Origin of the sequence: Alkalitalea saponilacus (assembly GCF_900168165.1) — a bacterium.
GTDB classification, from domain to species: domain Bacteria; phylum Bacteroidota; class Bacteroidia; order Bacteroidales; family Marinilabiliaceae; genus Natronoflexus; species Natronoflexus saponilacus.
In genome coordinates this window covers 62721-74582 of record NZ_FUYV01000001.1, presented here as the reverse complement: position 1 = coordinate 74582, position 11862 = coordinate 62721, and the positions used below count along the sequence as shown (strand labels likewise).

Below are 11862 nucleotides of genomic sequence, written 5' to 3'. Positions count from 1 at the left end.
GTTGTTTTGTCAGATTCGATACTGTAAAGATAATTGGAATATACTGCAAACGCTAGGCTTGGTTGTTTATTGCATGTTTTTTTTATTGTTTTTCCGGTTTTTTTCTTGATTTGAAAACCAGTTGATGGAATCGTTGATGGCCATTTCAATTGGGCGCACTTTTAATCCCAGATTTTTTTCAGCTTTATCATTGCTGTAATAATTTTCAATGGTTAAAATTTTGGCATTAACCAGATTTAAATCTGCTGCAATTCCAGATTTTTGAAGAAGCGACCCAAAAAAACCTGCGATTTTAAGGACTAACGAAGGAATTCTAACCAGAATAGATTTTTGGCCAGTGATGTTTATGAGTTTTTTCAAAAACTCATAATAGCTCAGGTTCTCACCCGCAAGAAGATAATTTTCATTTGGTTTCCCGATTTTCATCGCTTTAATAACTCCTTCAGCGGCATCTTCCACATGAATAAAGTTTTTACCCCCGGGGGGGTAAAAAATTATTTTTTTTCTCAGCGCCATTAAAATAATTCTTCCGCTGGATGGCTTTCCGTCATAAGCACCCAGCAAAAATGTTGGGTTAACGGTTATTATGTCAATTTTGCCTGAATATATCGCCATTCGTTTTTCAGATTCGGCCTTACTTTTAGCATAATTGGATAAAGTGAATGGATGTTTTTGCGGTCTGGTTTCGTTTCCCGGGCTTGTTTTGGTTCCATAACCAAAAACATTGGCGGTACTTACGTAAATAAATTTCTTAACCTGGTGTTTGATTGATGATTTTACAAGGCTTTCGGTGGCTTTTACATTTATCTCATAATATGGTTGGTACGATGAGATTCCCTGAGAAGTTAATGCTGCAGCATGAATAACGGCATCACATTGGGGAAGAATTCTATCCAGCGTAGAGCTATTTGTGAAGTCACCCTCTACGAGGGTGAGTTTTTTATCAGTCATTCCAATATAGCTTTCCGCTCTTCGAAGCAGCCCGATTACAGAATAACCTTTTTCAATTAAAAGCTTAATGATGTTTGTTGCCAATAACCCATTGGCTCCTGTTACCAGAATATTTTGCATCACTTAACCGTTTTTTTAGCTGCAACAATTTCCCGTTTTACCGCCCTGGTCAGCAACGGTAGCTTTATATTTCGCGGAGTTAATACCAAAAGTAACCAGTTAATTCTATTTGACCAACCAAGTAATATCAAGGGCTTTTTTTTCAATAAATTGCAAATGGCTTTTTTTGCCACCATTTCCGGCGACATCAGCCCTAAGCGGCCTATCCACCCCTGGTTTTCGATTCTTTGCGTTACGCTTTGGTTTGTTTTCATGGGACCCGGGTGAACCACACTTGCAAAAACATTGCTGTTTTTTAATTCCTGGTTCAGCCCGAGAGTGAACGACTGAACAAACTTTTTAGATGCGGGGTAAACTGTTTTATAACCAATGGGGCTAAAGGATGCCATACTTGAGACATTTAATATGTACCCGTTTTCCTGTTTCAGAAGATTGGGCAACAACTGATGGGTAATCAGCGTCAGCGCTCTAATATTAAGTTGGATAATGTTGTCAATATAATCTACATCTGAATCTACAAATGATCTGGTACCACCTAGTCCGGCATTGTTTACAAGTATGGAAAGATCATAATTATCATTTACCCAATGGGTTAATTGAAGAATGTTCTGTTTATTGGTTAAATCGATTTCGTAAATCACCGATTTTGTGCCGTTTTTGCGGCACAAATCTGCCACCTCATGAATATTTTCTTTAGGTAAAGCAACTAAAATTGTATTATATTTCCGCTCAGACAGCTCGATGGCCAAATATTTTCCTAACCCTTGACTGGCACCGGTAATCAGAGCATAAGTATCTCTATATTGTCTGGTCATTGTGTCACATTTTGAGTTTGATTGTAATTGGATGTTATTTTCATGGTAAACATTTACAAAATTCTATTACCGAATACCACCTATACAACCCATGAGTGTAAAATTGCGAAATTGAAAATGGTTTTACAAAGTTTACAATAAAAAAGAAGGTGTTGCCTGTATAAATATTATACATGTGTAATTGTTGTTAAGAAAAAATTGCCAATTACTTACATGGTTTAAAAAAAAGCGTATTTTTGTGGCCGAAAAACAGATCGTATAACGTTAAGCCGTTTTAAATTAGTGCTGTAAATAATATTAGAATGAATTATACATTGTTCGATTTTCTAACGCTGGTAGGCTCTCTGGGGATGTTCCTCTACGGAATGAAGATGATGAGTGAATCACTTCAGAGAGTGGCCGGTTCAAAAATGAGAAGCATCCTGTCAGCTATGACCTCCAATCGTTTCTTTGGGCTACTGACAGGAATTTTTGTTACTATAGTGGTTCAATCTTCAACAGCCACAACGGTAATGCTTGTAGGATTTGTTAATGCAGGACTGATTACCTTAAAGGAATCCATTGGCGTAATTATGGGTGCCAACATTGGAACTACTTTTACCGGCTGGATGATTTCCGTTTTTGGATTTAAATTTCAAATTAGTGACTATTCATTGCCAATGATTGCCATTGGGATACCTCTGATTTTTTCGAAGGCAATGGTTCGTCGAAGCTGGGGTGAGTTTCTCGTAGGTTTTGCATTGCTGTTTTTAGGTCTCGACTTTATGAAAGACAGCGTGCCTAATATCAGAGAAAATCCCGAGATCATGGCATTTGTGGAAGGATTCTCAGATCTGGGATTTGGCTCTATTTTGATTTTCCTGATGATTGGAACTCTCCTAACGGTGGTCATTCAATCTTCATCGGCGACTATGGCTCTAACTTTTGTTATGATCAGTCAGGGGTGGATTGAATTCCAGTTTGCTGCTGCCATGGTGCTGGGAGAGAACATTGGGACAACCATTACCGCCAATATTGCGGCAAGCGTAGGAAACATCAGTGCAAAACGTGCAGCAAGGATTCATTTTATCATTAATGTGCTGGGTATTTTGTGGATGTTGATGGTGTTTAACTCATTTGCTGATGCCATTTTGAGATTTGTTACTAGTCCGGGAGGAATGGGAATGGATAGTGCTGCTGCTATACCAACGGCGCTTGCACTGTTTCATACTGTCTTTAATGTATTAAATGTTTCCATATTTATCTGGTTCACTCCGCTGTTGCAAAAAATTGTAGTTAAGCTTGTTCCTCAAAAAGTTAAGGATTCAGAAGAAGAGTTCAGGCTTAAATACATTACCACGGGCATGTTGTCAACTCCTGAACTATCATTGCTTCAGGCGAAAAAAGAGGTGCAGTTTTTTGCAAAGCATTCTACAAAGATGTTTGGTTTTTTCAGAAAGATGTTGAAAGAGCCCACCGATAAGAAATATAACAAGCTGTTAACCAAAGTTCAAAAATACGAAGGGATTTGTGATAACGTAGAGGTGGAAATAACCAACTACCTGAGCCAGATATCACAATATAAAATGAGTGTTAACGGTCAGCAGCGGATGCGTTCAATGCTTAAATTGGTTGGTGACCTTGAAAGTATTGGCGATTGTAATTTCAACCTTGCACGATCGGTGAACCGCATGAGGGAAAAGAAGATTACCTTTAACGAGGAGGCGATGCAAAAACTTGAACTGATGTTTAATCTGGTTGAGGAGTCACTGGAAATCATGCGGGAGAATCTTGATAAGGATGAGAGCAATATAAATTTGGGTAAAGCTATGCAAGTTGAAGAGCAAATCAATAATTACCGCAATCAACTTAAAGCTGAGCACCTTGATAACCTTTCAAAGGAAGTTTACTCTTATGAGGCTGGGATATTATTCAATGATATTTTCTCTGAATGTGAAAAACTTGGAGACTATGCGATTAATGTTTCTGAAGCGTTAACTGAATCAGCTTCTAGAAGAGCAATGAAATAGGAATTCAAAAACCAACATGATAGAACAAATAAAGGGAGCTCATGAGACTCCCTTTATTATTTTAATGCTCTAGTAAGATGAGAGTGCATTTCTAAGCTTCTCAAATCGTCCCTCATAATCTTTCATTGATAACTTAATAACCTCTTTTGCTTCTTCAGCATTGTACGTATGCGTTATTTCAGATTCACGATTCATACCGGGCATATCTTTGTAGGTAAGGAAATAGTGTTTTAGTCTTTCAACTACCAAATCCGGTAAGTCAGAGACATCTCTTATGTCGCCGTATACTACATCGCCTTTTAAAACCGAAATGATCTTGTCATCGGCGGCATCGTTATCAATCATTCTGAACCCCCCTATTGGGATGGCTTCGGCGAGAATATCGCCGTGCATCACATCTTTTTCAGTCAGCACGCAAATGTCAAGTGGATCACCATCTCCCTTTACATTTTTCCGGCCTGATTTTTCTGCACTGAAATCACCTACCAATCTTCCACAGTATGTCTGCGGAATAAATCCATACAGAGATGGAACCACGTTTGAATATTTTTGGGGTCTGTCGATACGCAAGTATCCACTTGCCTTATCTATTTCGTACTTAATGGTATCTGTGGGTACCACTTCAATGAAGCAGATGACTTCATCGGGAGTTTTTTCTCCGATATCTATTCCATGCCAGGGGTGTGATTTATATCTAAGTCCCATTAATCGTCCAATTGGTTCCATTAAAATATTTGTCGACATATCGAGTTCTGTTGTTTGATTTTTTCGTTTTTTAGTCATTGTATCAGCAAATAAAATGCTTTTTGATTAATAAATCTCTAACAAATTGTTACAAATGCTTAACCGGCCCATCCTTCTCTGTCTAGACTGCGGTATTGAACGGCCTCGGCAACATGATGAGATTTGATGCTTTCTGAAGCTTCTAAATCAGCAATGGTTCTTGAAACTTTAAGAATTCTGTCGTATGCACGCGCCGACAGATCCAGTTTTTCCATGGCATTTTTTAATATCATACTCCCTGATTCATCTAAAACAGCATATTGTGCCAAAAGTTTACTGGTCATTTGTGCATTACAATGTATTTTTGGATGTTTCTTGTAACGTAACGTCTGAATTTCCCTGGCCTTGATTACCCTCTCCCTGACTTCATGACTTTTTTCTGAAGTTGGCGCTTCGGCCAACTTGTTAAATGGCACCGGAACAACTTCTATGTGTATGTCAATCCGATCAAGTAAAGGGCCTGAAATTCTGCTGAGATACTTTTGAACCACACCGGGTGAACAAACGCATCTTTTTTCAGGATGATTGTAAAATCCACACGGGCACGGGTTCATACTGGCCACAAGAGTGAAACTTGCCGGATACTCCAGAGCAAATTTCGCTCTGGATATGCTGATTAACCTATCTTCTAGTGGTTGACGTAATACCTCCAACACGGTACGTTTAAATTCCGGAAGTTCATCTAAAAAAAGAATTCCATTGTGAGCCAAAGAAATCTCTCCGGGCTGAGGATAAGTCCCACCGCCGACCAAGGCTACATCAGAAATAGTGTGATGAGGGCTTCTGAACGGCCGCTGCGTAAGCAGAGCCGTGTTTCCTCCAAGTTTTCCTGCCACTGAATGAATTTTGGTGGTTTCAAGCGCTTCGGAAAGTTGCATGGGCGGCAAAATGGACGCCAATCGCTTGGCCAGCATTGATTTTCCAGCACCGGGCGGGCCAATCATTATGAGATTGTGCGAACCAGCAGCAGCAATCTCCAGCGATCGTTTCACACTTTCCTGACCTTTTACATCTGAAAAATCAATTTCGCAGCCATGTAATCCTTCCATAAACTCCTGATGGGTATCCACAACCGTCTTTTCCAGCATTGGTTTACCATTTAAAAAGTCAATGACCTGTTGCATGTTTTCAGCTCCATACACATCTAGTTCTTCAACAACTGCAGCCTCTCTGGCATTGGCTTTTGGTATGATGAGGCCTTTAAAACCCTCCTTTTGTGCACGAACGGCAATGGGAAGTGCTCCTTTTATTGGATTTAAACTGCCATCTAACGACAGTTCCCCCATCATCATATAGTCACCAATTATGCTGTCGGATATTTGTTGGTCACCTGCCAGAATGCCTATAGCCAAAGGCAGATCGTATGCCGATCCTTCCTTTCTTGTATCGGCCGGAGCCATATTTATAACAATCCGCTTTCCGGGCCATTCATAGTTATAAATTCGGAATACCGATTCAATTCTTTGCTGACTTTCCTTTACAGCGTTGTCGGGCAATCCAACCATGAAAAATCGGATTCCCCGGGATATGTCAACCTCAATTGTGATGGGAATGGCGTCAATGCCTGTAACTGCAGCGCCATGGGTTTTTACTAGCATTGGGAAAATGATTAAGAGACCGGATCAGGGTCATTGGTTAATTTTCATACAATTTATGAAATTATTTTGTTTGATACTTTATGAGTAGGAAATTTTATAGAGAAATATAACCAAAAGAGGTTGAACCTGATTGGGTTCAACCTCTTTTGGTTATATTCAAAATTGTTACTGATAGTTACTCAACCATTTGGTTGCGAACAACATATACTTTATCGGTAATTTGTCTCAACTGACGCTCTGTTATGGCTCCATCTTCAATGGAGTTGTAAACTCTCTGAATGGGCTTTAGTTGCTGCATTACTTCGTCAATAGCAGGATTGTCTTTTACAACTTCCATCAGGGACAAAAGTTTATTAAGAGATGATTTCTGATTCATGACAATGGCCACCATTTCTTTGTTTTGATAAGTATCCTCAGAAATATGGGTGGCAATATAAAGAGCCTCTACCCAACTTCCAGCCAAAACAAGCATGGAAACAGAACCGCGTCCTGCTCTGTTAAGGTGTTCGTAGGTGTTATAAAAAGTATTGGTAATCAGTTCAACAAGTTTCTCCTTGTCGTCCTGGTTGGCTTCTATCTGATCAATGATGTCCGGGCTTACTGCGCCTGAGATATTCAATGCGTCAATCAAGCGCTTGCTTACATTCATATAATCAATGGTAGCCTGTCTCTGGTTGTATGTACTTGCATAACTCAAATCTGTACTATATATCCCCAGGTTGATGGCTTTTGATTTTTCTGTCAGGTATCGCTCAACATTGGACACAGGGTTGCTGAGGGTCAGAATATATGAAGCACCTATCCTGTTAAGCATTTCTGTCGTTTCAAAGCTTGTGGGCAGAGGATAAACAAATTCGCGTACATCTTGTTCTACCCTGGCTTTATCTAATGTTTCGGTTTGATTGCCGTCATCTCCTGAAGAAGTTCTTCCTGTGCGGCAAGCACTTATTATGAAAGAGAACAGAATAATGAGACTGACTAATGTTGTGTGGTTTAAGAGTCGTTTCATAATTGATGGTTGTTTTAGTTTGTACAAATATAACTGATTATAATTTATTTTGTACGGCCTTATTGTATTTTTGCATCAGCTAAAAAATAAATTTTAATGAAGGATTCCACTAAAGGAATATTGTTGGCCTGTTTATCGGCATTGATGTGGGGATTACTCGCCATAGCATTAAAAATAGCACTGAATTACACAGATTCATACACCATTGTTTGGTGGCGATTTGCTGCAAGCTTTTTAATTTTAATACTTTTTTATCTTTTCAGGAGTCCACGCTCTCTTCGCGTTTTAAGAAACCCTCCAAAGATTTTGTTGTTGGGAGGTGTGTTGCTGGGCATTAATTTCTTTGGGTTTCAGCAAGGAATTGAACATGCAGGCCCAGCTGTTTCACAGGTTATTATTCAGGCCGGCCCTGTTAATCTGGCTCTGATTGGGTTCATAATCTTTAAAGAGAAGATTAATTTTATTCGAATCACAGGATTCCTTTTGGCCGCTACCGGCTTCTATTTCTTTTATCACCAGCAAATGCAGGTAATGCCAGATGGAGGAGGGGCTCTCAGAATAGGAGCTTTATGGACGTTTGCCGGAGCTTTGGCATGGACTGGTTATGCTATCATTAATAAGATAATGGTTAAAAGAATGGCCCCCATGCAAATCAATCTGATCATTTATGGAATTCCTGCCTTGATTTTTATTCCATTTGCTGATTTTCAATCGCTCTATTTGCTGAATTCCCCAATTGTTTGTTTGTTGTTTCTTTTTCTGGCCTTAAATACCATTCTGGCATATGGCGGGTTATCTATGGCACTTAAATATACGGAGGCCAACCGCATAAGTATGATAGTGACACTAAATCCCATCATTACCTTTATCATCTTAGAAATTCTTTTATTGATCAATGTTCATTGGTTTGAATCGCCTCCAATGGCACCAATGGCATACATTGGTGCATTAATGGTACTCGGTGGAGTTGCTCTTGCGGTAGGTGCCAGAAAAGTGCAGTGGAAATGGAAAAGGACACGAATAAAGAATGATTAGATCAGACATCAAGATTGACATTGCGCTGGTTTTTGCAGACAGGGGAGAGTGAAAATCAATGTTTTAAACACTGTAAGGAAATCTCATATCTTTGATCATCAGTTGAATGGAAGTGTTTCCATTGAACACATTTTCTTCAATGGTATAGCAAATGTCAAAATAGTCTCCACTTTTTATCTGCTTAATATACTTTCCCATACCAAACCCTATTCCCTGCATAATGGTAGCGGATCCCTCCTCAATTAACTCCAACTTTACGTGATCGCGATCTTTTCCAACCAGTTTGCTGGTTCCGTAATCCACCACTCTTCTGGTTATAAAAACCGGCTTCATATTTCCCGGTCCGTATGGTGTGAACTGTTTTAGTATTCTGAAAAATTTCGGTGTAATGTCCCTGAGCATGATGTCTGCATCGATCTCAATTTGGGGAATTAACTGCTCCGGAAGGATGTTCTCTTCAACATATTTGTTAAATCGGCGTGTAAATTCCGGAATTTTCTCTATTTGCATGGTTAAACCGGCAGCATACATGTGTCCTCCAAAGTTAACCAACAGGTCGCTACACGACTCAATCGCCTTGTAAAGGTCGAAACCATCTACTGATCTGGCTGAACCGGTGGCCATCCCCTGGCTCTGCGTAAGAATTACAGTGGGACGATAGTAACTGTCTGTTAGTCTCGACGCTACAATTCCGATGACCCCTTTGTGCCAGTCCGGTTTAAACAGGACTGTTGCTTTTTGCGCTTTCATCTCCTCACTGGCATCAATTAAATCCAATGCTTCCTGAGTGGTTAACCTGTCCAGATCCTTTCGTGTTTCATTGCAGACGTTGATGTCCTGACTCATTTTTTCGGCCAGAGATTTATCTTCACTTATGAGTAACTCTACTGCATCCCTGCCTGATTCAATCCGGCCTGCGGCGTTAATTCGGGGGCCAATTTTAAAAACAATATCACTGATGAGAAACTCCCGGTGCTCCATGTTGGCTATCTGGATGATGCTTTTTAGTCCGGTACGAGGATCCCTATTGAGTTTTTCCAGACCAAACGCTGCTAACACGCGGTTCTCGCCGGTAATTGGGACAATGTCGGAGGCAATGCTTACTGCCACCAGATCGAGATAGTTATACAACTCTTCCTCGGGATAGTTCATGGTTCGACAAAAGGCCTGCATGAATTTGAACCCGACACCGCATCCTGAAAGCTCCTTCTCCGGATATTCACAGTCTTCGCGTTTGGGATCGAGACAGGCAGCAGCAACGGGCAGTTCGCTTCCGGGCGTATGGTGGTCGCAGACAATAAAATCAATACCCATTTTTTTTGCCTGGGCTATTTTTGTAACAGCTTTAACTCCACAATCCAGGGATATGATCAAATGACAACCGGCATCGTGAGCAAATTCAATGCCTTCCATGGAAATGCCGTAACCTTCTTTGTACCTGTCGGGGATGTAAAACTCCAGATTTTGATAATAATGGCGAAGAAACGAGTAAACCAATGCAACTGAAGTGGTGCCGTCCACATCATAATCACCATAGATCATGATTTTTTCGCCGTTGCGTATAGCTGACAAAAGCCGTTTAACGGCTTTGTCCATGTCTTTCATTATGAAAGGATCGTGTAAATGATCCAAGGCTGGGCGAAAATAGGTTTTTGCGTCATCAAAATTGGTTACCTTTCTTTGAATCAGCAACTTTGCAAGAATTTCATCTACATTAATGGCCTGACTTAATTGTAAAATTAAGTCTTCATCCACCTCATCCTTTATGCTCCAACGTTTTTCCATTACCTGATTTTCGTGCCGGGTTGATCATGATTATTCAACAATAATACAAAGATAGGTTTTTTAACACTCCATCCTCACGAAACTTCAAAATGTAATTGAAAAACATCGGTAAGTTTGTCCTTAACAATCCGGCTTATTTCTGTAAAGTCCTGCTGTTGATTTAATTCATTTTCGATGGATGTAACCCCTTTATCGATAAATCCACATGGATTGATATACCTGAAGTAATCAAGATTTGTATTGATATTGAGTGCGAAGCCGTGCATGGAGACATGCCGGCTTGCTCTTACACCAATGGCACATATTTTCCGGCTTTGTGCCGGCTTATCGGTGTCAAGCCACACACCTGTTGCACCTTCTAATCTCGATCCCAAAATTCCAATCTCTTTTAATGTCAGAATAATGGCCTCCTCCAGATTGAATATGTACTCCTTGATGCTAAGTCCCATCTCTTCCAGGTCAAATATGGGATATCCCACCAATTGGCCGGGGCCATGGTAAGTGATGTCACCACCACGATTGATTTTATAAAATACGGCATCGATCTTCTTAAGCAGGTCATCGGTAATTAAGAGATTTGATGGCATTCCGCTTTTCCCAAGTGTGTAAACATGGGGGTGTTCGCAAAAAATCAGATGGTGCTTTACAGGTTCCTTCGATCCGGGATTCTCCCGGTTATGAAGTTTTGTGTTTACGACTTCATCGAAGAGTTGCTCCTGATGATCCCACTCCTGTTTGTAATCAACTTTTCCGGGATTGTGGAAAATGGTAGTATGTTGCATTTTAATCATTTAACGCATTAATATGTTTTTCGGCGTGGTAGGATGATCTTACCAACGGACCACTTTCCACAAATTTAAACCCTTTTTTTAATCCTTCTATCTCATAAATTTTGAATTGTTCAGGAGTTATATACTCCTGAACCTCCAGATGCACTGCTGAAGGCTGTAGGTATTGTCCGATGGTGAGAACTTTTACTCCCTGATTAACAAGGTCGTCCATGGTTTCAAGAACTTCTTCCTGAGTTTCTCCCAATCCTAACATTATCCCGGATTTGGCAACAACACCCCGGCCGGCAATGTGCTTAAGCACATCAAGGCTAACGTCATATTTGGCTCTGGAACGGATTTGCGGTGTTAACCGGCGAACCGTTTCCACATTGTGGCTTATCACTTCAGGTTCTGCATCTATGATCTGATCCACCAGGTTTGTCATCCCCTGAAAATCTGGAATCAGCACTTCCATGGTTATGCCGGGATTCACCTCTTTCACTTTTTTGATGGTCTCAACCCAAACACCTGCTCCTCCATCGGGCAAATCATCACGATCTACAGAGGTGATAACAGCATGTTTAATCTTCATAATCTGTATGGAACGAGCTATTCGGAAAGGCTCTTTAAAGTCTACCGGTCCGGGTTTTCCTGTTTTTACGTTACAAAATTTGCAAGCACGCGTACAGGTATCTCCCAATATCATGAATGTGGCTGTTCCGGCTCCCCAGCATTCTGCTGCATTGGGACATTTTCCACTGGTACAGATGGTGTGCAGTTTATGATCACGGATGGTTTTATGCATCCAGCTGTATTCAGAAGTATTGGGAAGTTGAATTTTAAGCCAATCGGGTTTAGATCTGCGTTGTTGAATTTTAACCATTTTTATTGATGTTGTTGTTTTCGATAATCCATTAAAAACTAACACTTCGAAGATACATTTAATTCTTCGAAGTGTTATGATTTAACGTTTGAAAGCGGAGAATG

General features: G+C 40.3%; 10 protein-coding genes. 2 read left to right on the top strand and 8 right to left on the bottom strand.

Features of this window, described 5'->3' with window-relative positions:
- Positions 1-66 precede the first annotated feature (66 nt).
- Both B5X70_RS00285 and B5X70_RS00280 read right to left on the bottom strand, forming a co-directional pair.
- Positions 67-1071, bottom strand: a complete 1005-nt coding sequence (locus tag B5X70_RS00285; RefSeq protein ID WP_079555857.1) for an NAD-dependent epimerase/dehydratase family protein — start codon at positions 1069-1071, stop codon at positions 67-69.
- A complete protein-coding gene (locus tag B5X70_RS00280) occupies positions 1071-1886 on the bottom strand; it encodes an SDR family NAD(P)-dependent oxidoreductase (RefSeq protein WP_079555856.1) in 816 nt (271 codons plus the stop codon). Before B5X70_RS00280 ends, B5X70_RS00285 begins: the two co-directional genes overlap by 1 nt.
- Positions 1887-2188: 302 nt before the next feature.
- Here B5X70_RS00280 and B5X70_RS00275 point away from each other — a divergent pair, with 302 nt between their 5' ends.
- Positions 2189-3895, top strand: a complete 1707-nt coding sequence (locus B5X70_RS00275) for a Na/Pi cotransporter family protein (RefSeq protein ID WP_079555855.1) — start codon at positions 2189-2191, stop codon at positions 3893-3895.
- Positions 3896-3964: 69 nt separating this feature from the next.
- Here B5X70_RS00275 and B5X70_RS00270 read toward each other — a convergent pair whose 3' ends face one another.
- The 3 genes from B5X70_RS00270 to B5X70_RS00260 form a co-directional block, all read right to left on the bottom strand.
- Positions 3965-4639 (bottom strand): inorganic pyrophosphatase, encoded by a 675-nt coding sequence (locus B5X70_RS00270; RefSeq protein WP_079556203.1) that lies wholly within the window; start codon positions 4637-4639, stop codon positions 3965-3967.
- A 98-nt stretch (positions 4640-4737) separates the two neighbouring features.
- Positions 4738-6276, bottom strand: a complete 1539-nt coding sequence (locus B5X70_RS00265) for a YifB family Mg chelatase-like AAA ATPase (RefSeq protein WP_079555854.1) — start codon at positions 6274-6276, stop codon at positions 4738-4740.
- 175 nt (positions 6277-6451) lie between these two features.
- Positions 6452-7285 carry a hypothetical protein gene (locus tag B5X70_RS00260; protein WP_079555853.1) on the bottom strand — a complete coding sequence of 278 codons (834 nt, stop codon included), beginning with the start codon at positions 7283-7285 and terminating at the stop codon, positions 6452-6454.
- Positions 7286-7381: 96 nt separating this feature from the next.
- On the opposite strand from B5X70_RS00260, the gene B5X70_RS00255 reads away from it, so the two are divergent.
- Positions 7382-8320, top strand: coding sequence for a DMT family transporter (locus tag B5X70_RS00255; protein ID WP_079555852.1), 939 nt, complete (start codon positions 7382-7384; stop codon positions 8318-8320).
- Between the two features lie 63 nt (positions 8321-8383).
- Here B5X70_RS00255 and recJ read toward each other — a convergent pair whose 3' ends face one another.
- From recJ to lipA, 3 genes are all read right to left on the bottom strand, one after another.
- Complete coding sequence (gene recJ / locus B5X70_RS00250; protein WP_079555851.1) at positions 8384-10105, bottom strand: single-stranded-DNA-specific exonuclease RecJ; 1722 nt, start codon at positions 10103-10105, stop codon at positions 8384-8386.
- Between the two features lie 74 nt (positions 10106-10179).
- Positions 10180-10887: a lipoyl(octanoyl) transferase LipB gene (lipB, locus tag B5X70_RS00245; RefSeq protein ID WP_079556202.1), complete on the bottom strand. Its 708-nt coding sequence runs from the start codon at positions 10885-10887 to the stop codon at positions 10180-10182.
- 1 nt (position 10888) lies between these two features.
- Positions 10889-11803: a lipoyl synthase gene (gene lipA, locus B5X70_RS00240; RefSeq protein ID WP_262481292.1), complete on the bottom strand. Its 915-nt coding sequence runs from the start codon at positions 11801-11803 to the stop codon at positions 10889-10891.
- Between the last annotated feature and the right edge of the window lie 59 nt (positions 11804-11862).